The organism is Marininema halotolerans (genome assembly GCF_900116235.1).
GTDB lineage: Bacteria > Bacillota > Bacilli > Thermoactinomycetales > DSM-45169 > Marininema > Marininema halotolerans.
Map to the genome: position 1 here is coordinate 88,276 of NZ_FPAA01000011.1, position 22,744 is coordinate 111,019.

Here is a 22,744-nt window from a genome sequence, read left to right on the forward strand (position 1 = left end):
AGAAAAAACCCTCCGGAATCGGAGGGTTTGGCTTACATGTTTTCTTTTGTTTTCTCAGCGAGCTGCAACATTTCCAGCGCATGGGTTTGGGTCGTCTTCGTCACTTCCACTCCACCAAGCATACGGGCCAATTCCATCACTCGTCCCTCTTCGGTCAACATTTTCACACGCGTACGGGTTTTCTCTTCAAGGGTTTCTTTGCTGATTTGAAAGTGAATATCTGCCATACATGCTACCTGCGGAAGATGAGTCACACAAAGCACTTGTCGGTTTCTTCCCAGGCGAGTAATTTTTTCTGCAATGGCTTGGGCAGCTCGTCCACTTACCCCTGTATCAATTTCATCGAAAATAAGGGTATTGATTCCATCTAAATCTGAAAAGATGGTTTTTAAAGCCAACATAATGCGCGACAATTCTCCACCCGAAGCAATTTTTGCTAAGGGTCGAGGTGGTTCACCCGGGTTCGGAGCGATAAGAAACTCCACATAATCATCTCCCGTAGCGGTATAGCGCAATCCATTGTTACTGACTTGATCATGAAAGGCCACCTGAATGCGTGTTCCCTTCATATTTAAATCCACCAATTCTTCTTCCACGCGTAGTTCGAGGGTTATAGCCGCTTTTTTTCGCAACTGGGTCAACGATGCGGCTTCCTCTTCTAATATCGTCAATAAAGAGGCTTGCTGCTCCATCAGCTCTTGTTTTACCTGATCGCTGTGCTCGAGACCTTCTAACTCCGTTGCAGCTTCATTACCATGTGCGATAATTTCTTCCACGGTATCGCCATATTTTCGTTTTAATTGTTCAATTTCAGTTAACCGATCATTTACTTCAGATAACCGTACTGGATCAAATTCTAATTCATCCTGATACCTTCCCAGTTGCCTAGCTGCTTCTTCTACCTGATAATAAGCCGATTGAACGAGTTCCAGAACTTCTTGCAGGGATTCATCGAAACGAACAACTTCTTCTAAATCACGAACCGCTCGGTTCAATCGCTCTCCGCCTTGTTCTTCACCATATAGAAGCTCAAAGGCACTGGCAGAACGATGGGTAAGGTGTTCAGCATGAGCAAGGCGATTCTGTTCTTGAAAGAGCGCTTCCTCCTCCCCAGCCTCGAGCCGAGCAGCAGCAATCTCATCCCTTTGAAAGGTCAATAGATCAATTCGTTGGGCAATTTCCTTCTCACTTTGATCCAGTGTAGTTAACCTTCGAGTGACCTCTTGGTATTTTTCAAAGGATTTTTTATATTTGTTCAGCGCCTCAGAAAGGGAGGGTCCACCATAGGCATCCAGCCAAGAAAGATGTTCCTCGGTTCTCATTAGGGACTGGTGTTCATGTTGACCATGAATATCCAACAAATACTCGCCAGCTTGCCTCAACATGGCCAACGTAACCAATTGACCATTGATACGACAGGTGCTTTTCCCCTGTTGCGTGACTTCCCGGCGAATAACCAGACATCCATCTTCCAAAGAAAGACCCAGTTTTTTTAATTCAATAAGAGCTCGATGATCCTCTGTTAACTCAAACAGAGCTTCTACCTCGGCTTTCTTTGCTCCATGGCGAACAAAGTCGGCAGAACCTCGTCCACCAACAATCAAACTGAGCGCGTCGAAAAGAATCGACTTCCCAGCTCCCGTTTCTCCTGTAAGAACATGAAATCCTTCAGAGAATGTAAGATGAACTTGTTCGATAATCGCAAAATCCCGGATAGATAGTTCATGCAACATGCATCTTCACCTCTACAGCATGTCAATCAGCCGTGTTTCAACTTGGGGGGCACGTTCTTTATCTCGACAGATTATCAGAATCGTGTTGTCGCCAGCAATTGTTCCCAATAAGTCCGACCAATCCAGTTTATCGAGCAATTCGGCGATCGCATTTGCGTTACCAGGCATCGTTTTCATCACAAGAAGATTTTCGCTACGATCAATGCCAACAAAAGCTTCGGTCATCATACGCTTTAATTTCTGATGGGGATTAAAACGGTTATCCGCAGGAAGTGAGTATTTATAGGAACCATTATTCGTTGGTACTTTTACCAAATGAAGTTCCTTAATATCCCGTGAAACCGTTGCCTGGGTTACATTGTAACCTGCTTTGCGCAACTGAATGACCAGATCTTCCTGGGTTTCAATATCTAGAGTGGTAATAATTTCCCGAATCTTGATATGACGTTGTGCTTTCATTTTCGGCCCTCCACCCTTGATGTTTCTTCTTGTTCTCCTTGAAGTTTCTTACGAACCACTTCAAAAAATGACCGTTCTCTCCATTTAATTAGCGAGGTAATGTGAGAAGAAACACGGACCCTAATTATATCACCGGCTTTTAATACATACCCTTCCTGACCATCAATGGTCAATCCGATGTCCTGATGGGTCGCATTTACCTTAATTTCGATAATTCCTTCAGCAGGGAGCACCATAGGCCGAGAGGTCAGTGTATGTGGACAAATGGGAGTAAGGAGGATGCATGGAACATTTGGGGAAACGATGGGACCTCCACACGATAAAGAATACGCGGTCGATCCCGTTGGAGTCGAGACGATTAATCCATCTCCCGAGTAGGTGCCAAGGTATGCCCCATCTAAAAACACTTTCCCTTCAATCATGCGACTAAAAGAACCTTTGGCAATTCCAATATCATTGAGTGCAATTCCCCACTCCACAACTTTGCCATCTCGATCCACTTCAGCATCCAACATCAGTCGTTCTTCTATGTAATAATCCCCCGATAACACACGATCAACGGCGACCGAGAGATTATCGGGTTCTGCTTCAGACAAAAAACCTAAATGACCTAAGTTAAATCCGAGAATCGGAATCTCATGTCCTGCTAACTGTCTGGCCACCCCTAATAAAGTTCCGTCCCCGCCCAACACAAAGACCAGATCGACACAGGTAGGAAAACGATCCACCACGAGACTAAGATCTTCCCGCTTAATATCGCTTGCCATGTCAGGCTCGATCCAAGCTTTTGCTCCTCGTTCTTCAAGAAGTGTGACAAGTTCCTGTAAAATTAAACGTGCCTTTGGTTTGCTGTTATTGACTAAAATACCTACCGTCTTCATGGCTCCACCTCAATGATATGCAACAGAATTATCGAATCAGAAGAGTAATCAGTGCTCCTAAAATAAATGGAATTAAGTAGGAGGCCAATCGACGCCGAGGAGCATAGCGAACCCCTGTAACGTCAAATGAAACCATCTTATACACACCATGATGTGGCTCCACATACAGAATACCGTCTGCCCGAAAAGCTAAAACATGGGCAAGAAATCGGTCTCGGAGCACTGCTCCTGAAAAACGAAGAGGTTTTTTTTCTTTGGCAAGAACCACCAGATACGTATTCCCCGCGCGTGTAGCGACAAAGTCCACATACAATCGACTATCATAACTGGTATCCCCAACATATACCGCAATGGGTAAACGTTGTTTCGCCGCAATTAACTCAAATCCATCAGCCTCAAGCATGAGAGGGACTTCCCCGCGAATCGGGCGATCGGATGTTGTTAGGACTGGGCGATAATCGGCTTTTTTCCACCAACGAATGATGAAAAAAACAACGACCATCAATAACAGGAAAAGGACGATTAAATCTCCATCACGGAGTATCATCGAGCTCCCTCCTTTTCCTCCAACAGATTCGCATTGTTACGCGAAAAATCCTGTTTAATAAGGAAAAGAAGATCCCTCGATCAAGGAGTGGTATGAACCTCTTCAATTAACGATGTGATCCGTGCATCCTCATCTTCAATTGACTGACCTCCTTGGGGCCAGCTAAGATACCCTAAAAACTCTACATTCCCCTCTCCACCTTTGATCGGAGAAGGAATTAAGCCGCGAAGGTCAAAGCCTTCCTTTCGCACAAGGGATACAAAATCTTGTAATACTTGGCGATGGATCTGTGGATCCCGTACAACTCCTTTTTTGCCAACTTGACCTTTCCCCGCTTCAAATTGCGGTTTTACCAAGGCGACAATGGTTGCATGTTCGGCGAGTAACCCCTTTAAGGGTGGAAGTATTTTTGACAATGAAATGAAAGAAACATCAATCGTGACAAAATCGGGAGGCTGCCCTGTTAAATCTTCAGGTTTCATATGACGAAAGTTGGTACGTTCCATCACCACAACCCGAGGATCTTGACGTAATTTCCATGCGAGTTGATTATACCCTACATCGATAGCATAGACACTAGAAGCCCCGTTCATTAAGGCACAATCTGTAAATCCGCCTGTCGAGGCACCTATATCGAGAACGGTTTTCTGAGAAAGGTCTAAAGAGAAAGCTTCTATTGCTCGCTCAAGCTTTAAGCCTCCACGACTTACAAAGGGATGCTCTTTCCCAACCACCTCAATTGTCACATCTAAGGAATACCGAGTACCTGGCTTGTCCGCTCTTTCGCCATTTACCCTTACCAGTCCGGCCATAATCCCTCGTTGTGCTTGTTGACGAGTTTCATAATGCCCACCGGTAACCAATAAAACATCCAATCGTTCTTTCGCCATAAAAAATCACGCCCGTTGTCGTCGGCGAGGGGTTAACCCTCTCGCTGTCCGTGCAATGTTTTCAACTGTGAGTCCCACTTCTTTTTTCTGTTCTTCAGGGGAACCGTGTTCTACGTAATAATCGGGAATGCCCAGCACTTTCACTTCAAGCCTTGCATCTTGAGAGGAAACATACTCAAGGACTGCACTCCCAATACCCCCTATGGCGCTACCTTCTTCAATGGTGACTATGGGCATTCCTTCTGAAATGAGCTGATCTACTATTTCTGTATCCAGGGGTTTCGCAAAACGAGCATTAATCACCCGGGCTTGTATTCCTTCACGAGCCAATTGCTCCGCCGCTTCTTGTGCTGTCGACACCATCGTTCCAAAGGCAAAGAGGGCAACATCACGTCCTTCGCGGAGGATCTCCCCTTTTCCGATCGGCAGCTCCTTCATATCCTTATCCATCTTCACACCGATTCCAGCACCACGTGGGAAACGAACTGCAGTGGGTCCTGCAAATTGATGTCCCGTATAAAGCATATGTTGAAATTCATTTTCATCCTTCGGCATCATGATCACCATATTAGGGATACAGCGCATGTAAGCGATATCGTAAACGCCCTGGTGGGTTTCACCATCTGCACCCACAAATCCCGCACGGTCTACCGCAATCATCACATCCAGATCTTGTCGTGCGATATCATGAATTACCTGATCATAGGCGCGTTGCAAAAATGTTGAGTAGATGGCTAATACCGGTTTCATTCCTTGGGTGGCTAATCCCGCTGCAAAGGTAGCAGCATGTTGTTCTGCTATCCCCACATCAAAACAACGATCAGGAAATTGGTTAGCAAATTCGTTCATTCCGGAACCACCTAGCATCGCTGGAGTTATCGCAGCTAAGCGGTGATCTTCCTCAGCTAAACGAATCAACGTGTCACCAAATACCTTCGTATATTTAGGTGGTTCTGCCCCTGCTTTTTTCACAGTGGTTTCAGTCAACTTGCTCTCTTCCAGTTTATACCCTTTTGCAACACTGTGGAGTTTATCTTCTTTGGTCTCCGCTGGAAGATACCCTTTCCCCTTCTCTGTAACGACATGGACTAAAACCGGTCCTGGGGTACGATCCGCCTGTTTTAGGCACTCCATTAATTCGTTTAAATTGTGACCATTGACAGGACCAAGATAAGTAAATCCAAGATGTTCAAAGAGAACCCCTGAGACGACAAGATATTTTAAGCTATCTTTAATTCGCTCAGCCATATTGGCAAAGGTCCCACCAACCGAAGGGATTTTCTTCAGTAGCGCTTCGACTTCATCCTTCATCTTGTGATACGAACGATTGGTGCGCAATTTCCCTAAATAATTGTGCAGTGCACCCACATTGGGTGAAATCGACATCTCGTTATCATTGAGAATCACCATCATATCTCGTTGCTCATTACCAATGTGGTTGAGTGCTTCAAGAGCCATACCACCCGTCAACGCTCCATCACCAATAATCGGGATGACTCGGTACGATTCTCCTTGAAGGTCCCTGGCAGCAGCCATGCCCATCGCACCTGAAAGCGACGTACTGCTATGCCCAGTTTCCCAACAATCGTGTTCACTTTCGTTGCGCTTGGGAAATCCACACAATCCTTTATATTTACGGAGAGTAGGAAAATCCCCTTGGCGACCCGTCAGGATTTTATGCACATACGCTTGATGGCCCACATCCCACAAAAATTTATCCTTGGGACTATCAAAAAGATAGTGAAGGGCAAGCGTCAACTCCACCACTCCAAGATTTGAACCCAAGTGCCCCCCTGTGATTGAGAGACTATCCAAAAGAAACTTTCGAATTTCTTCAGCTATCTGTGGGAGTTCTTCCGGGGTTACTTTTTTCAATTGTTCAGGCGAGCTTATCTGTTCGAGGTGCACGAAGAACGCCTCGCTTTCGCTTTCTTTTTTTCTTATTCTTTACATCAAAGAGTTGGATATGAAATCTTTTCTCCAATATGAAAAATAATTTACCAAGTTGAAAAATAATTTTATTGCTATAACGCATTGATACAGCTTTCCCAAGGGCTTTTCCTCCGACCGTTATCGCCGAGATAAAGCCAATCACCACTGTTTCCAACCACCAACGACTACCAGAAAGGTCGAGGGAAAGAAATAGCGAGTAGGCAACGGCAAAGCCTGCTGCACCACTAACGATTCCACTGATATCTCCTACAACATCATTACAAAAATTTGAAAACTGATCCGCTTTACGAATGATCGCTATGGCATGACGGGCTCCCTGTACCTTGCGCGAGGCCATCGAGTGAAAGGGCATTTCCTTCGCTGCTGTTGCAGCAATTCCTAGCATATCAAAAGCGACACCTGTAATGACAATCAATATGACAACGATTAGACCGCCACTCCATGGCAAGCCTCGTAGAAAAGTACCCGATACCATGGTAAAACCCATCGATAGCAATCCCGTTACTAAACTGATGACTATGGCCCAGCGTAGAGATCGACGAAGGATTTCTCTCACCATCACTTCAGCCACTCCCCCATCAGCAAAATCCATAAACATGCGGAGTGCCGACCCAGGTGACGGGCCGGCACTCCGTTCCCAGTGGACCGGCGCGATGGAGGTCAGCCCGCCAACGGCCGATCAAACGGACTTCGATGACCAAAGACAGATATAAGTATAAGTGCGAGTTAGAGTGGCAGTCGTTCGAGTAAATATTGCGGCTTAGGTCCAGTAGGTTTTCCCAAGAAGAGATCCGCGATGTCGCCATCGTGGCGGTTTCCCTTTATACTCTTCCTCAGCGCCGTCACCGTTCGCCAGACTGGATTACCACTTAGTCCGCACTTCAATCCCCGACCCACCTTGCCATTAAGCAAACAGTCTAGGGGTTTTCCCCAACGGTTCCGGAAGGCTCTTCCTATCCTCTTTTGCAGTGACGCTTTCAGAAAAACCCTTCATCAAAGGCTCCCATCCCCGCGACACCACTCAAGGCAGGCTACGCTGTCTACTAGGCCGTCGAATGCCCGCAAGACAGGTTGATACCCCAAAGGGACGAAAATATCCGGCGACATCTCATCACACTTTTGGGGCCTCCGCGAAGGCCGGGTCATCGCCCACATGCCCTTGTGGATCGCCCTTCCTCCTTAACCCCCGGCATCGACCCCCGACGGGGCGTCAGAAGCCAACACCAGGGACTTCATCGATGTGCCCTTTGGCGGATTTTTAGCCCCGCCTTCAGAAGAGAGGAACCGACTAGAATACTGCGCCACTCTATATTGGGGTCATTATATCACAATTTTTTGCAGACAGACAATGAAGAGGCCCTGTTGACGGACCTCCTCCTATCACCCCTCGATTGATGATCCCTATCGATCTCGTGAAACTAGATAATCAGCAATGGCAAGGAGATCACTTGCATTGATCCCTGGCTCGGAGGTCAGACATCCTTTAGCCTCGGTAATTAATTCGCGAACCCATTGACGAGAAGGTTCCAATCCTAATAGTGCGGGGTAGGTTGATTTATTTTTCTCTTCATCACTGCCTGTCGGTTTACCAAGCTTCTCTTGTTCCCCAACAACATCCAAAATATCATCCTGTATTTGAAAAGCAAGACCGATTCTTTCAGCAAAAGAAGTTACTGCTGCTAGCTGAGAGGATGAAGCGCCTGCTATTCGCGCACCCAAACGAACGGAAAAGGTAATAAGATCTCCCGTTTTTGCGCGATGAATATCTTGTAAACGTTCTAAATCAACCTTTTTGTTCTCAGCTAAGATATCTTTTACTTGCCCACCCACCATTCCCTCTGCACCTGCACGAATCGAACCTTCACGAATCATTTCCAATCCAGTTTCAGGAGGTAAGCCGGCTTGTAGAACACTCTCAGCCATGATACCAAAGGCCTTTGTTAATAGAGCATCCCCTGCAAGAATCGCCATCGCTTCACCATAAACTTTATGATTGGTCAACTTGCCGCGACGATAGTCATCATCATCCATTGAAGGAAGATCATCGTGAATTAAGGAGTATGTATGAATCATTTCAATGGCACAAGCAAAGGGAAGAGCATCTTCTTCCTTTGCCCCCAATGCTTCTGCTGTCGCTAGGGTCAACACCGGCCGTAGCCTTTTCCCTCCTGCCATCAAGGAATAGGCAATTGACTCGCGTAAAGGAGTGGGATCAAAAGGCAATTCCGCTATGTACGCCTCTAGTTTTTTCTCAACGTGGGTTACTTTCTGTTGTAGATACTGTTGAATAGCAGTCACCTTATTCTCCGTCTCCTTCTGGTGAAAAGGGTTTTTTCACCCAATCACCATTCTCCTGAACAAGCATTTCCACTTGGCTTTCCAGATGTTCCAGCTTCGTGCCACATAAGCGGGCCAATCGCATCCCCCGTTCAAAAAGGCGAATCGCCTCTTCTAAGGGAACTTCTCCATTTTCTAATTGATCAACCACTTCTTCCAGCTGTTCCATAGCTACTTCAAAGGGCAGATTTTCTAGCTCCCCTGGTTTGATATTATCTGGACTTTCCATCGGGAACCTCCTCCCATCCCCAAACTTGGGCTTTTAATTTCCCATCCGATACCCTCACCTTAATTAAATCACCCGGCTGAATCTGCCGAACAGAGCGAACCAATTCTGTCTCATTTTGACGGTACACAAGGGAATACCCTCGACTCATTACCTTTAACGGGCTGAGTGCATCGAGTCTTTCCACCCGGCGATGCCATTGATCCTTCTGTTCCTTTATTCGGCGATGGATCTCTCGTTTGCACCCATGATTCAACCGGTTTAAACGATCCGAGATACTCGCTAGGCGCGCTTGCGGACTTTGCGCCTGTATCCGTGTACGATGATGATCCAATTCATGTTGCTGGCGAGATAAACGAAACCGTATCCCACGGATGAGATCCGCCGTTACATAGTCCAATCGTTGTTGTTCTTGATCGAGTCGTGTTCGAGGACGGCGGAATAACGGCCGGCTCACTGCATAAGCAAGACGTTCCTTCATGCCGTCGATTTGCCTTTGTTGAGCACGGAGGAGGCTATTTTTTAGTACGGATAGACGTGACACCTGATCATCCAAGCGAGGTGTTACTAACTCAGCAGCTGCAGTCGGTGTTGCCGCTCGCATATCCGCTACAAAATCTGCAAGGGATGTGTCAGTCTCATGACCGACGGCAGAGACCACAGGTATCGTCGAATCATAGATACTACGCACCACAATTTCTTCATTAAAGGACCATAACTCTTCTAATGATCCTCCACCCCTACCAACGATCATCACATCCACATCAAAGCCATTCATCTCTTGAATTGCTTTTGCTACAGCACCAGGGGAGTCCTCACCTTGAACGGGTACTGGCAAAAGTAAGATATTCACAGCAGGGTTGCGACGTTTAATCGTTGTGATAATATCACGAACCGCTGCACCATGAGCAGAAGTAATTACCCCTACCCGTCGCGGAAAAAATGGTAATGGCTTTTTAAAAAGTGGAGAAAATAAGCCTTCTTGTTCTAATTTTTCCTTAAGTTCCTGAAAAGCCGCATATCGATCACCAACACCACGGGGTTGCATCCAAGTAACATATAATTGTACTTGTCCATCGCGCTCATAGACTCCCACCCGCCCACGAATAAGAACCTCATCCCCATCCTTCGGTGTAAAGCGAAGGCGACGTGTATTACCGGCAAACATCACCGCTCGTATGCGTGTGTGTTCATCTTTTAAAGTAAAATACAAATGCCCACGAGCATGCCGTTTGAAATTCGAGATTTCTCCTTGCACACGAAGTTGTGACAGGACCTCATCCTTCTCAACCATGAGCGTGAGATAACGTACGAGATCGGTAATTGTAAAGGATTCTTCCCCCACGCCTTCGAGCATACTTACACCTCTTCCTTCATGAAGGTGAATTATCGATTATCGATGGATGCTGCCGCGTTACAAGCATTCACAAGTAACATCGCTCTTGTCATTGGACCGACCCCACCTGGCACAGGCGTGATATAGGAAGCCACTTTTTTCGCCTCAGTAAAGTCCACATCCCCTGCCAACTTTCCATTTTCATCTCGGTTCATGCCAACATCAATTACGACAGCCCCAGGTTTAATCATGTCAGCAGTAATGATCCGTGTTTTTCCTACTGCTGCCACTAAAATATCCGCCTCTCGTGTATAAGAAGCAAGATCACCCGATCGTGAATGACACATGGTTACCGTGGCATGATGCTGTTGCAATAAAAAGGAGATTGGCTTCCCAACAATATTACTCCGACCAACCACCACAGCATGTTTTCCAGCAATTTCGATGCCTGTCCGTTTTAGCATTTCGATGATGCCGTGGGGAGTACAAGGTAATAAGGTTGGTAAACCCGTTGCTAACCGCCCAACGTTCATTGGATGAAAACAATCCACGTCTTTTTCAGGGCAGATCGCCGCAATAATTCGTTCCTCGGGAATATGGCTGGGTAAAGGTAACTGAACCAAAATCCCATGAATGGAAGCCTCATCATTTAATTGAGCCACCACAGCCAGCAATTCTTCTTCCGTCGATTCTGCTGGTAAACGGATAAGCTCAGAATGAATACCGACCTCTTCACAATCACGAATCTTCCCACGAACATAGGTTTCCGAAGCTGGATCGTTCCCCACCAAGACAACAGCCAATCCAGGAGTAATTCCTTGCTTAGCGAGATCCCCTACTGTACTTCTAACCTCTGATTTCACTTGCGCAGCAATTGCTTTTCCATCGATAATTTGTCCCCGATTCACTGGATCCAACCCCTCTTCATCTTGGTTGACTTCGCCCTCATTCTACTGGTTGTAGCAACCACTGTAAAGCACAAAAAACGAACATTAGATGTCATCGGACATTTAATATACGTCTTTTATCTTTTTGAGGAGATATGAACCCGGTTGCCAAGTACAAATTTATACCGAACGCCCCATCTCAATAAGCACTTATGATTGACTCAATGAACGTTGAATGTCATCCAGATTTTTTGTTAAATTACCCAAAACACCATTAATAAAGCGAGCAGACTCCTCTGTACTAAAGGTTTTTGCCAAATCAACCGCCTCGTTTAAGGATGCGCCGACAGGAATGTCCTGTTCAAACAGCACTTCGTACACTGCCATGCGGAGTACCGTGCGATCAACAAGAGACAGGCGTGAGAGGGTCCAATCCTGTTTCAAGTACTTTTGAATAATCGGATCCAGTGTTTCAATATGTTGACGCACACCCTGAGTCAATCCTAAAAAGAAAGCAATATCCTCTTTTTCTACGTCACCCTTTGCCAATCGCTCCTGATTTTCCGCTACGACCCGCTCACCCGCTTCGGGGTTCATCTCCAATTGATACAAGGTCTGTAGTGTTTGTTCACGTGCTTGTCTACGACTCATCAGAATGCCTCCCTTCGATAAAAAATCCCGGACCATAAAGGCCGGGAAGAATTATTTCCTCAACCACTAACTAAGATCATCTCATCGAGGATTTCCTTCAGATCATCTTGCCTATCAAACTGTTGCCCTCGGATAAAACCTACAAAACAATCGATAAACCCGAACAATGCCCAATACCGATCCCCAGTAAACCACAACGATGGATATGCCAGCGTCCATCCCTCTGCCCTTAATCCACACGGATGGGTGTCCGCTCGGGTTGTACAATGTCAGCAATATAGACGGATATCTGATGGACGCCGACTCCAGAGATCTCTTCTACATTCTTTTTAACCGTAGACTGTAATTGTTCAGACAGGGCTTGAATAGGAGTTTCTCCGTCGACTGTCAATTTTAGTCCAATTCCTACTGAGGATGTATGGCTATCTTGACGAACACGCGCTGTAAGTTGACGGATCCCCGATACTTGTTGAGCAGCTTTTGTCGCAAGCGCTTCGAGGGTTTGCAATGAGATCTGGATATGTCCCAACTCGGTGAGACGATCCACACCATGAGAATCTGGCTGCCGATAGACAACTCCCCAAATATGTCGAAGGGTAAGGATGAGCACGAGTGTCGAAAGAATTAACAAAGGCCAACGCAAACTTGGCTCCCTATAAAATTCCCCAATCCACTCGCTAACAACTTGTTCCGCCTCAGGATATCGATTTAGGGACACGACAATTCCAAGCACCGATAACAACAATAGAATGAAATTATAAAATGTCAAGAGGAGCCGATGCCTAGGACGATTCATCACCTGTACCTCCTCCCAGATGTTCGGTAACATCCAATTACTTCACACGCTGGGATGAGTCGACTTCCTTCATTGACCGCTCTTGCTCAGCAACAAATTTCACTTCAACAACACGGACAGAGATTGAAGCGACCTCAAGTCCTGTCATCGCTTCCACAGCATTTTTAACGCTTTCCTGGACTTGTTTACCAATATCCGGTATGGAATATCCATAGTGAACAATGATGGATACGGTAATCGATGCATCATCCGTTAACTCCACTTTAATGCCTTGTTTCGGATTTTTCCGGCCAAGAAATTGGGTGATATCACTAACGACGCCACCGCTTGTCCCTGCAACACCTTCTACTTGCAGGGCTGCAAGGCCAGCTACAATTTGAATCACTTCGGGAGCAATTTCTACTCTTCCAAGGTCCGTTACACGAGCTTCATGATGAAGAATCTCATTTTCCATCGAATCATTCCTCCTCTAAATTAACACTTTCAAGGAACTGAATGTGAAAATCACCATCACGAAAGCGTTGATTAGCCAACAATTTCATATGAAAGGGGATCGTCGTACTAATGCCCTCCACTGCAAACTCAGCAAGTGCACGCTGCATACGACGAATCGCCTCATCTCTATCCTTACCCCAAACAATCAGCTTCGCAATCATGGAATCATAGAAAGGTGGAATACGGTATCCAGGATATGCTGCACTGTCGACACGTACACCCACGCCACCGGGAGGAAGGTAGAACTGAATCGTGCCTGGTGTCGGCATAAATTTCCGAGCAGGATCCTCCGCATTGATTCGGCATTCGATAGCCCAACCCTCAATTTGGATTTCCTCTTGTTTCACCATCAATTCTTTTCCTGCCGCCACTCGAATCTGTTCTTGGACGAGGTCAATCCCTGTAATTAATTCCGTTACCGGGTGCTCTACCTGGATTCGTGTATTCATCTCCATAAAATAAAAATCCCCGGCTTTATCCAGAAGGAATTCAACCGTACCTGCCCCTTCATAATTCACCGCTTCTGCGGCTGCTACAGCCGCTTTCCCCATGCGATTTCTCAATTCAGGATCAAGGGCCGGAGAAGGGGCTTCTTCGATCAATTTCTGATAGCGTCGTTGGATAGAACAATCTCGTTCACCGAGGTGAATCGTATTTCCTTTCCCATCTGCTAACACTTGGATTTCAATGTGACGAGGTTCGACTAGATATTTTTCCAAGTATACTCCTGAATTACCAAAGTTCGCTGCTGCTTCTTGTTGTGCCATCTGAATAGCGCGTCGCAATTCATCTTCACTATGTACCACACGCATTCCTTTACCGCCACCACCCGCTGTGGCTTTCACAATCACTGGGAAACCAATTTCTAATGCAGTCGAAAGAGCGATGTCCATATCTTCAATAATGCCCTCTGTACCAGGGACAACAGGGACACCTGCCTCTTTCATCGTATCCCTCGCTGTGGTTTTATCACCCATTTTAATAATCGCCTCAGGGCTGGGACCGATAAAGGTAATATTGCAAGCAGCACAGAGTTCAGCGAAATCCGCATTTTCCGCTAGAAATCCATAACCTGGGTGAATCGCGTCCACTTCCACCAAGGTCGCTACACTCATCAAATTGGTCATGTTGAGATAGCTATCCTTCGAAGAAGCGGGTCCAATACAGAAAGCTTCATCCGCTAATTTAACATGTAAAGCATCCCGATCGGCTTCGGAGTAGACAGCAACTGTTTGGATACCCAGCTCATGACAAGCACGGATAATGCGAACGGCGATCTCTCCTCGGTTAGCAATCAGCACTTTTTTAAACATCAGGCATCTCCCCTTCCGCTGTTTAGTCCACTTTCACCAGAAACAGCGGCTGGCCGTATTCAACCAGTTGCCCGTTTTCGGCGAGTACCTTAACGATTTCTCCTCGCACCTCTGCTTCAATCTCATTCATCAATTTCATCGCCTCAACAATGCAAACCACTGACTTCTCATCTACCCGATCACCGCTGTTAGCGTACGGGTCAGAATCCGGAGAAGGAGACCGATAAAAGGTTCCGACCATTGGAGAAACAATTTTATGTAGACTCGCATCGGAATCCACTTCTTCCTTTACAGGCTCTTCCACTTTTTTGACAGGCTCTTCTACTGGTACTTCCACAGAAGATGGAGCATGAGTGGGTGCTGCAGGCGCAGGAGACGCCTCGGGTGCAAGTGGCATAATGCTTACTTCCTTAGCACCTGCAATCGCTTTTTTAATGAGAACTTTCGTGCCATCGTTCTCCAGCTCAAATTCTTCAATTTTTGATTCATCAACCAATCGAATTAGCTCGCGAATCTCGTGCATTTTCATTAGTAGAGTGCACTCCTCTCGTGTATCATGATCGGGGCGGGGCTTGTTCATTTTATCGAAATGGGTGCCTCCGCTCAACCTTCTGATGCCTTCCAGAGGACATCACCGATCAACGTCATCTGGTTATATTTTACGTTGTCCTGTACGACGAAGCAAATCCTTCATCGACTCCCTATCCAATATACCATGAAGAACGATGTACCACCCCTTTTTCATAAAAAGAAAAACCTCCTATATTAGGAGGCGACCCCACTCGAAAGTTATGGCTTATAAGCAATCGATACTTTGGTCGCAGGAACATCCATTTGTTGTTTCACCATTCCGATTAATTTGACCACTTGGGCATTGGTTAATTTGTTGCTTTGCACGATCACATCGACCATTTTATTCGCATTTTCAATCACCACAGCATCCTGAAAACCTTCGTTTCGAATTAAATCTTCCATGACAGATTCGGTTTTATCCACCTTCGTTAATTCATTAATCTTTGCCTCGGCTTCATTTGCTTTTTTCTTTGAAACTTGTGGGTCCGTCAACACTTTCATGTATTCTTCCGTTAACTTTGAACGAAGCGTGTTCCGTTGTAATTGATAGCCGACAAAGTAGTCATTCTCTCCTTTTGTCGTCGTCTCTTTCACCTTTGAATTTGACTCTTTCCCTGCCGTTTTTTGTTCCTTGTCTCCCTTTTCAAGTTCCTTGGTTTTTACATCCACCTTCGTTGTATCCAGAACCTTATCTTCCATCGCCGTCTTATCTGCCGGTTCAACTGGGCCAGTTACAATGTAGTAAGCCGACAATACCACCATTAAGGTCAACATGGTTACGAGCCACACCGTCTGCTTATTCATATTCACAAAAAACCCTCCCTTAGCCTTTTGGTAAAACGGAAATTCGATGAACAGGAACGTCTAACACCCGCTGTACCGCTTCAATAATCGCTGCCTTCACTTGCAAGTTTTCTGCTCCCTTGGCAACAATCAATACACCTCTGACATAGGGTTTGATCTTCTTGACGACAATGGGAACTTGTTCACCGTCGTCTTTTCGTTGCAACACCACCTTTTCATCCTGATCCGACTGCCTGATCTGTCGATTGCCTCCGCGGGTATCTGTTTCCTTTGTCAACTGCTCTTGGCTACGGCGATCCCGTTGGTAAACTTCTTCCTCGGAGGAGTCAAGATTCACCATCACGGTAACTTCTTGTACACCAACTACGTTCGCTAGCATGTCTGATAGCTCAGACTCATACATCGATTCATAATCTTTCATGCTGATCTCTGCAGAGTTCTTACCCCATTGAGTCGACGAGACTTCCTCCTTCTTGTCCTTTGTTGGCAGTCCAGTGGTTGGGAATCCTTGTTGATGATCGGCAAAAAAGGAAGAAACAATCATGATTCCCAACCCCACACATCCGATCAAAATTAGCCAACGAAAGGTGTTAACTCTTCCCTCTCCTTTCTCTCCTCCCCCGAGTACCGCTTCAATCCGATCAACCAGACGCTTAATCATCGAACCCCCCCTCCTCAGGCCTCTGGTTCCTGTTTTATGGTTATTGCATCTGGTGGTATCCCCCACGTTTCAGATAAGTACTGTCGAATTCTTCGACCCAAGGCATCGGTTTTTGTGGATATTTTCGGCTTACTTTCATTACGCGAATCATGGTCTGAAAGCTCGACGTGGACAGGTTTTACTTCATCGACGGGATCCACTTGTTGAGATGTGTTCGGCTCCTTTTGTTTTTGGTAACGAAGAGAAAGTTTATGAACCGATGGCTCTTTCTTGGCATGGGTTGTTGTTTGCGCTGTCACGGTAGTCACCTCCACTTTGAACCGTTTCTCCACATCCTGTTGAATGGCAAGTGCCATCTTTTTTTCTACTTCCGATTGAATCATTTTTTCTTGCTTTTTTCCCATCCTCTTACCCTCTTGTTGGATCGAAGTAAGTGAGGCTTCCCCTTGCCCATTTATCTGTGAATCCCACGCAATATCCGATAATTGGATATCCTTCTGTAAGAATTGAAGGATCGGTGAGAGAATGGCCATAATGATAAGCAGACCCATAACCAACTTGACATAGCGCTCCATCCCATTGTGAGGCAAAAGCAGGTCCATAAAGGTAGCCAGTAACACCAGGATAATAATCGGCTTCAGCCAGTCTGCGACGAGTTCAATCACCCGGAATCACCTACCTTATCATGACCGAGATATTGCCAGCGGCTACGATGATGGTAATGGCTAGAAAAAACATCAGCCCCACTGTAGCTAAGGCGGCAAATACATAAATTAACGTCTTCGAGATGATATTTAGACATTCAATAATGGGACTATGACCCAAAGGCTGCATGACTGCTGCAGAAAAACTATAGATAAACGCCAGAGATAGAATTTTTATGGCTGGAAATGCACTGATAAACAAGAGAATAACCACGCCTGCAATCCCTACTGCGTTTTTAACTAATAATGAGGCTCCAACAACGGTATCCGCCGCGTCAGAGAACATCCGACCCACAACGGGAACAAAATTACCGGTTACGTACTTTGCTGTCCGTATGGTCACCCCATCGGTTACTGCTGAGGTAGCTCCTTGTACAGAGATAATTCCAAGAAAGATGGTCAGCATACTACCGAGTAAACCAACACTCACATTACGCAAAAGGTTGGCCAGTTGGTTCACCTTATACTTATCTGAAAGGCAACTTACTATTGCCAATACTGCCGAGAAGAATAGCAAGGGGAAAACGATGGTGTAGATCAATGTCCCAATCACATGGACCATAAACACAATGAGCGGATGAAACATCCCCACCGATCCCAAATTACCCATTGATGCGAGGAGGGTTAGCACAAGAGGGACAAGCGCCATCATAAAATCAATCATTCGGCTGATGGCCCCCTTCGCTGCATCAACGGCAACGGAAAAACTATTAAGGGCAAGGATGGTAATCACCAAAAAGGAAATCGCATAGGCAATCTTACTCACCTGATTCCGTTCAAAGGCGGTTTGTAAGGTCGAAAGGAACATACTAAACACCGTTAATACAATGATTGTTCCAAGAAGCTTCCCGTTATAGAGCACTTCATGAAAGAGATATTTGATAAAACTGAGAAAGAATTCTTTCCAATCCCATCCCCCTTTGGCTTGGGACAGGATGACATCGAAGAGATCATCCCCCACCCCTGGAGGCAGAAAGTGGCCATATTCTTGTTTTAATTCCCTCCAAAACTGCTCCACCTGATCGGTATGCAGCTGATTCAACTGAGACCGAATCACTTTTTCTTCCAAACCATTGCCGTTTTCCGCAGCGATGGCTCCCAATGGTGACCCCAACGATGAGATGCAGAAGAGAATTAGGAGTCCACCGATCCGTAACCAATGCACCATGGAAACCATCCTCACGCAGGTAGGATTTGGACAACCGTCTCGATAATCATGGTAATAATGGGGATGGCCATCACCATGATCAATATTTTCCCAGCTAACTCAATTTTTGAGGCGATGGACCCTTGCCCAGCATCGCGAGTCACTTGAGCGCCAAATTCAGCGATATAGGCAATCCCGATGATTTTTAAGATCGTCTCAAGAAATAGGGTGTTCACTTTGGCCTTTTGCGCGAGCGTGGTTAGTACTTGAAGCACATCGGAAATCTTGCCGATCAAGCTCAAAAAGATGACTAACCCCGTAAACGTTGCCAGCAAAAAAGCGAAAATGGGCTTTTGTTCTTTGACGACCAGGATGAGGAAGGTCGAGATTAACCCCAACCCCACCACCTGGATGATGTCCAAGTGGACCGCCCCCTTAACCTTAACTATTAAATAAGAAGACGCTCTTGATCGTCTGAAATAAATCTTGCAATCGGACAACAACCATAAACAAAACGACAACAAAGCCGATTAAACTGACCCAATTCGCAAAATCTTCTTTTCCCATTTGCTTTAAAACCGTGTGAATCATCGCAACAATAATGCCAATGCCTGCAATTTGAAAAATGGCGTCGACGTTGTACGGCATTAGCCTTCCCCCTTGCTAATAGATCAAAATGACAATCAGTAAGCCTGCTAAGATACCTAAGCTACGACACATTTTTTCATATCGTGCTTGCGCCTCAAGGGCCCGACCTTCTTCAGTAGCTAGATTCACTTTTGCTCGTTGGATATGTTGCATTTGATCCGCTCGATCCGACACACCGAGGGTCTTACCAAAGTCAATTAATACTTCCTTTTCTGGTGTTTTCATCGATGTACTTGGCCACATAGACTCAACTGCGCGTTGCCAACATTCATAAGTGGATACACCATCAAGGGTTGAAAGATTTTTCGCACATTGAGCAAAGAGGGAGCGAACAGGTTCTTTTTCACGTCGCGCTAATTGTTCACAGATCTCATCCAAGCGTCGCGCGCCATAAGTGATCTCCGTCTCCAATACAGAAAACGTACCGAGTAATTGACGAATTTGGCGTGGTCGTTCTGCATAGCGGTGAGCGATATGGAAGCCAACAGCACTACTGGATAGGAGAATTAACGTAGCACCGATTAATTTCATCATCCTACGCCCTCTCCTTTATAGACCAGGTGGTTCATTCGCTCATCATAAATGGCCTCTACGGTTCCAGGTCCTCGGGTACGACCTAGAATTAAATAACGACCAAACACTCCCTCTTCCACCAAACGAGCAAGCGCGGGGCGACGGCAAACCTCCTCCATGGAACGACCATGCGCGGTGGTAAACAAATGAACCCCCGCATGAATCGCTTCAAAAATTGCCTCGCTATCCTCCTGTCTACCGATTTCATCGACGACAAGCAAATCCGGAGACATGGAGCGAATCATCATCATCATCCCTTCCGCCTTCGGACACCCATCCAATACATCGGTTCGCGGACCCACATCATGTTGGGGAACTCCTCCCACGCAACCAGCTATTTCTGATCGTTCATCCACAATGCCTACCTTTTGTGAAGATAGAGAACGTGTCCCGACACTTACTGCCCGGGCAAGATCTCGTAACAATGTGGTTTTACCGCATTGGGGTGGTGAGATCAAAAGGAGATTCACTAATCTCCCTCGAGGCATTAACTTGGGGAGAAGCGGCTCGGCGATCCCTTTGACTTGTCTTGCAATGCGTATATTAAAGCCGGTCACTTCTCGTAAATGTTGTACTTGGCCACCTTCTACCACCACTCTCCCAACCAACCCAATACGATGTCCCCCTTGAATTGTGACGTAGCCGCGACGCAACTCTTCTTCCATCGCGTATAGAGAATGATTACTGATTAAATTGAGCATCTTGCCACATGTTTCTCGATTGGGACAATATCCTTCTTCCGGTCGAGATGTTGTTCGCCCTTCCGCTGAAATAAACCACGATCCAATAGGCGTAATTACCTCGAGTGGCCTCCCTTCCCGGACCCGAATCTCTTCTAGTTGGGATCGAATACGGTTCGGCAAGCTCTCTATCATACCCTTGATGGACAACGGGAGCAGATGCCATATAGAAGAATTCATGTGGCGACCTCCTGTCCAACCTGGTTTTATTCCATAGTTATGGCTATTGGACAATCATTATGACGCTCACCACAAAAAAGAACCCGCCGCAAAAAAGGAGCTGGTTCTCTCTATCAAATCGTTTATATATCCCTATTCCTTTATGTAAGTGTGAAAGATTTCAGATTAACTGGCGTCATCTGCATCCAGCGTCACTAATTCCTCCGGGTCAACTTCCTCGTCAAGGTCGATCTCAGAAGCAAATGCTTCATCATTTTCCCATAGATCTTCATCATAAACGACGAGTTCTACTTCACTTAGGTCTTCATCAATCGCTTCCACATATTCTTCCAATTCATCCATTCTTAATTGCAGTTGCTCATTTTCCGCAGCCAACTCATCCAAAACGGATACCATACGTTGTAAAACGATCCCTTGGGGAGTTTGTTCTAATCCTTGGCTTCCAGCCATTAACCCCTGTATAAAAGCTACATCCCGGCGCAATTGATTGCTATCTGCTTCCATTGCCACACTCCCACCTTTTCCTCAGTATTCCGTGACAGTGTGCCCACTTACTCTCTTAGAAATACCTCGATACTTTCATCAATCTTTGGACACGCTAAAAGAAGGTTTTTTGAGGAGGCGAAACGCGACTTGGCAGAACCAATAAAAAACCAACAGGCCAGTACCAGTATCATTCTTACCTTATCGACGATTCCTTTGATCATGGTATTAGGGAACTCCATGTTAATCCCTGTTTTGCCGACCATGGAAAGTGAGCTTCATATTACATCTTTTCAAGTAAGCCTGATTATCACCCTTTTTTCTGTCACTGCAGGAGTAATTATCCCCCTCGCTGGAATTCTGTCGGATCGCTTTGGTCGGAAGTGGGTCATTGTTATCTCTCTCTTCATTTATGGTGCAGGTGGCTTGATCACCGGTCTAGCCGCTATTTGGAACGGAGGACAATATGGCTGGATGTTAGCTGGCCGTATACTACAAGGGCTAGGTGCCGCTGGAACCGCTCCAATTGCCATGGCCCTCGTCAGTGATCTTTTTCGTAATCATGAGCGGAGTAAGGTCCTAGGAATCATAGAAGCCTCCAATGGAATGGGGAAGGTTATTAGCCCGATCCTAGGCTCATTACTTGCACTCATCGCCTGGTATTCGCTCTTTTTTCTTTTTCCCATCTTTTGCGTGGTCGTAGCCATTGCCGTTTCTTTTTTTATTCATGAGCCAAAAAACCGCGAAAAAATCCCCTTATCACAATATGGAAAAAGCTTAACCCAAACCTGGAAACGACAGGGCGCATGGTTACTTGTCGCCTTTTTAGCAGGTGCTGTCACGTTATTTATTTTGTTTGGTGTGCTCTTTTATCTCTCTGATTTCCTGGAAAAACGGTATGGGTTAAATGGCGTGCCAAAAGGACTCGTATTGGCCATCCCTCTACTTGCGATGAGTGGGATTTCTTACTTTACTGGAAACCACATTAAAGAAAGAACATTATTGATGAAGCACTTAATTGTCATTGGGTTAATCGCCATTGCACTGGGAATGGGCTTTGTTCCTCTCATTCACAATACGTATCTCCTGTTGGCAAATCTTCTCATCATTGGCGCTGGCAGTGGATTGGTTCTCCCCTGTTTGAATATCCTGATCACCTCCGCAGTCGGTTCCAAGGAGCGCGGGATGATCACTTCCCTGTATGGAAGTGTGCGTTTCCTTGGTGTTGCCATGGGTCCTCCTGTATTTAGCGCGATGGCGTCGCACAAATGGTGGCTCTTCTTTGGCAATGCTGTCCTTGCAGGAGGCACTGCACTCCTCTGTCTTTGGGTTCTCAAACAACCCGAAGGCATTCGCGGAAAGGGAGGACAAATTCGCCTTTACATGCGCCATTCTCTTCATCGCTCAGATCCAACACTATCGTAAAAGATCCATTTTCTTTATAATCCCTTCCTAAATAAAGAAAGCCCAATCTCCCATCGGATTGGGCTTTTTTTATCTTAATTGCGCCGAGAATACTCCCAACTTCTACAAGTGGGGGATGAATCGGCGCGTTAGACGAGGGAGGGATGTTTTTCCCCTCTCGTAAGTCTAACCATTCCCGTATATAATTAAGTACAAGGGAGGTGAACTCATGCACAAAGCGTTTCAATTTCGTTTGTATCCAACAAAGGAACAAGCCATTCTCATTAACAAATCCATTGGATGTAGTCGGTTTGTATTTAACC

General features: G+C 45.9%; 28 protein-coding genes. 2 read left to right on the forward strand and 26 right to left on the reverse strand.

Going from position 1 to position 22,744, the window contains the following annotated elements; all coding sequences use genetic code 11:
• Positions 1-32 precede the first annotated feature (32 nt).
• The 26 genes from recN to CHX35_RS14270 all read right to left on the reverse strand — a co-directional run bounded on the left by recN (position 33) and on the right by CHX35_RS14270 (position 21,038).
• Positions 33-1,733, reverse strand: a complete 1,701-nt coding sequence (gene recN, locus CHX35_RS14150; protein WP_091838424.1) for a DNA repair protein RecN — start codon at positions 1,731-1,733, stop codon at positions 33-35.
• A gap of 12 nt (positions 1,734-1,745) precedes the next feature.
• Positions 1,746-2,192, reverse strand: a complete 447-nt coding sequence (ahrC, locus tag CHX35_RS14155; protein WP_091838427.1) for a transcriptional regulator AhrC/ArgR — start codon at positions 2,190-2,192, stop codon at positions 1,746-1,748.
• Positions 2,189-3,073, reverse strand: a complete 885-nt coding sequence (locus CHX35_RS14160) for an NAD(+)/NADH kinase (protein ID WP_091838430.1) — start codon at positions 3,071-3,073, stop codon at positions 2,189-2,191. Before CHX35_RS14160 ends, ahrC begins: the two co-directional genes overlap by 4 nt.
• A gap of 28 nt (positions 3,074-3,101) precedes the next feature.
• Positions 3,102-3,620 (reverse strand): hypothetical protein, encoded by a 519-nt coding sequence (locus tag CHX35_RS14165; RefSeq protein WP_091838434.1) that lies wholly within the window; start codon positions 3,618-3,620, stop codon positions 3,102-3,104.
• 80 nt (positions 3,621-3,700) lie between these two features.
• Entirely contained in the window at positions 3,701-4,510 is an 810-nt protein-coding gene (locus CHX35_RS14170; RefSeq protein WP_091838437.1) for a TlyA family RNA methyltransferase, read from the reverse strand.
• Positions 4,511-4,516: 6 nt separating this feature from the next.
• The gene (gene dxs / locus CHX35_RS14175; RefSeq protein ID WP_091838439.1) at positions 4,517-6,418 is read right to left on the reverse strand and encodes a 1-deoxy-D-xylulose-5-phosphate synthase; all 1,902 of its coding nucleotides are present in this window, start codon (positions 6,416-6,418) and stop codon (positions 4,517-4,519) included.
• A complete protein-coding gene (locus CHX35_RS14180) occupies positions 6,390-7,061 on the reverse strand; it encodes a hypothetical protein (RefSeq protein ID WP_245838847.1) in 672 nt (223 codons plus the stop codon). The genes dxs and CHX35_RS14180 overlap by 29 nt, the downstream gene beginning before the upstream one ends.
• A 128-nt stretch (positions 7,062-7,189) precedes the next feature.
• A complete protein-coding gene (locus CHX35_RS17610) occupies positions 7,190-7,348 on the reverse strand; it encodes a hypothetical protein (protein ID WP_176392094.1) in 159 nt (52 codons plus the stop codon).
• 516 nt (positions 7,349-7,864) lie between these two features.
• Positions 7,865-8,761, reverse strand: a complete 897-nt coding sequence (locus CHX35_RS14185) for a polyprenyl synthetase family protein (RefSeq protein WP_091838442.1) — start codon at positions 8,759-8,761, stop codon at positions 7,865-7,867.
• Between the two features lies 1 nt (position 8,762).
• The gene (gene xseB, locus CHX35_RS14190; RefSeq protein ID WP_091838445.1) at positions 8,763-9,029 is read right to left on the reverse strand and encodes an exodeoxyribonuclease VII small subunit; all 267 of its coding nucleotides are present in this window, start codon (positions 9,027-9,029) and stop codon (positions 8,763-8,765) included.
• Entirely contained in the window at positions 9,013-10,383 is a 1,371-nt protein-coding gene (gene xseA / locus CHX35_RS14195; protein WP_091838448.1) for an exodeoxyribonuclease VII large subunit, read from the reverse strand. The genes xseB and xseA overlap by 17 nt, the downstream gene beginning before the upstream one ends.
• A gap of 29 nt (positions 10,384-10,412) precedes the next feature.
• Positions 10,413-11,270 carry a bifunctional methylenetetrahydrofolate dehydrogenase/methenyltetrahydrofolate cyclohydrolase FolD gene (gene folD, locus CHX35_RS14200; RefSeq protein ID WP_091838451.1) on the reverse strand — a complete coding sequence of 286 codons (858 nt, stop codon included), beginning with the start codon at positions 11,268-11,270 and terminating at the stop codon, positions 10,413-10,415.
• 189 nt (positions 11,271-11,459) lie between these two features.
• Positions 11,460-11,900 (reverse strand): transcription antitermination factor NusB, encoded by a 441-nt coding sequence (nusB, locus tag CHX35_RS14205; RefSeq protein WP_176392095.1) that lies wholly within the window; start codon positions 11,898-11,900, stop codon positions 11,460-11,462.
• Positions 11,901-12,129: 229 nt separating this feature from the next.
• A complete protein-coding gene (gene amaP / locus CHX35_RS14210) occupies positions 12,130-12,696 on the reverse strand; it encodes an alkaline shock response membrane anchor protein AmaP (RefSeq protein ID WP_091838457.1) in 567 nt (188 codons plus the stop codon).
• 37 nt (positions 12,697-12,733) lie between these two features.
• Positions 12,734-13,150 (reverse strand): Asp23/Gls24 family envelope stress response protein, encoded by a 417-nt coding sequence (locus tag CHX35_RS14215; protein ID WP_091838460.1) that lies wholly within the window; start codon positions 13,148-13,150, stop codon positions 12,734-12,736.
• Positions 13,151-13,154: 4 nt separating this feature from the next.
• A complete protein-coding gene (gene accC, locus CHX35_RS14220) occupies positions 13,155-14,504 on the reverse strand; it encodes an acetyl-CoA carboxylase biotin carboxylase subunit (protein WP_091838462.1) in 1,350 nt (449 codons plus the stop codon).
• A gap of 22 nt (positions 14,505-14,526) precedes the next feature.
• Positions 14,527-15,033 (reverse strand): acetyl-CoA carboxylase biotin carboxyl carrier protein, encoded by a 507-nt coding sequence (gene accB, locus CHX35_RS14225; RefSeq protein ID WP_091838465.1) that lies wholly within the window; start codon positions 15,031-15,033, stop codon positions 14,527-14,529.
• Positions 15,034-15,293: 260 nt separating this feature from the next.
• Positions 15,294-15,881: a SpoIIIAH-like family protein gene (locus CHX35_RS14230; protein ID WP_245838853.1), complete on the reverse strand. Its 588-nt coding sequence runs from the start codon at positions 15,879-15,881 to the stop codon at positions 15,294-15,296.
• Between the two features lie 19 nt (positions 15,882-15,900).
• Positions 15,901-16,542 (reverse strand): stage III sporulation protein AG, encoded by a 642-nt coding sequence (gene spoIIIAG / locus CHX35_RS14235; protein ID WP_091838471.1) that lies wholly within the window; start codon positions 16,540-16,542, stop codon positions 15,901-15,903.
• Between the two features lie 14 nt (positions 16,543-16,556).
• Positions 16,557-17,207 carry a stage III sporulation protein AF gene (gene spoIIIAF / locus CHX35_RS14240; protein ID WP_091838475.1) on the reverse strand — a complete coding sequence of 217 codons (651 nt, stop codon included), beginning with the start codon at positions 17,205-17,207 and terminating at the stop codon, positions 16,557-16,559.
• A 10-nt stretch (positions 17,208-17,217) separates the two neighbouring features.
• Positions 17,218-18,414, reverse strand: coding sequence for a stage III sporulation protein AE (gene spoIIIAE / locus CHX35_RS14245; RefSeq protein WP_176392096.1), 1,197 nt, complete (start codon positions 18,412-18,414; stop codon positions 17,218-17,220).
• Between the two features lie 11 nt (positions 18,415-18,425).
• The gene (gene spoIIIAD / locus CHX35_RS14250) at positions 18,426-18,815 is read right to left on the reverse strand and encodes a stage III sporulation protein AD (RefSeq protein ID WP_091838480.1); all 390 of its coding nucleotides are present in this window, start codon (positions 18,813-18,815) and stop codon (positions 18,426-18,428) included.
• Positions 18,816-18,834: 19 nt separating this feature from the next.
• Positions 18,835-19,041 (reverse strand): stage III sporulation protein AC, encoded by a 207-nt coding sequence (gene spoIIIAC, locus CHX35_RS14255; RefSeq protein WP_091838482.1) that lies wholly within the window; start codon positions 19,039-19,041, stop codon positions 18,835-18,837.
• A gap of 15 nt (positions 19,042-19,056) precedes the next feature.
• The gene (gene spoIIIAB, locus CHX35_RS14260) at positions 19,057-19,575 is read right to left on the reverse strand and encodes a stage III sporulation protein SpoIIIAB (RefSeq protein ID WP_091838485.1); all 519 of its coding nucleotides are present in this window, start codon (positions 19,573-19,575) and stop codon (positions 19,057-19,059) included.
• Positions 19,572-20,534 (reverse strand): stage III sporulation protein AA, encoded by a 963-nt coding sequence (gene spoIIIAA, locus CHX35_RS14265; protein WP_091838487.1) that lies wholly within the window; start codon positions 20,532-20,534, stop codon positions 19,572-19,574. The genes spoIIIAB and spoIIIAA overlap by 4 nt, the downstream gene beginning before the upstream one ends.
• Before the next feature lie 165 nt (positions 20,535-20,699).
• Positions 20,700-21,038 (reverse strand): CD1247 N-terminal domain-containing protein, encoded by a 339-nt coding sequence (locus CHX35_RS14270; protein WP_091838491.1) that lies wholly within the window; start codon positions 21,036-21,038, stop codon positions 20,700-20,702.
• Between the two features lie 129 nt (positions 21,039-21,167).
• Between CHX35_RS14270 and CHX35_RS14275 the strand changes: the two genes are divergently transcribed.
• Complete coding sequence (locus CHX35_RS14275; RefSeq protein WP_091838494.1) at positions 21,168-22,442, forward strand: MFS transporter; 1,275 nt, start codon at positions 21,168-21,170, stop codon at positions 22,440-22,442.
• 208 nt (positions 22,443-22,650) lie between these two features.
• Positions 22,651-22,744: helix-turn-helix domain-containing protein (locus tag CHX35_RS14280; RefSeq protein ID WP_140413582.1), on the forward strand; the 94-nt coding region annotated here is incomplete at its 3' end.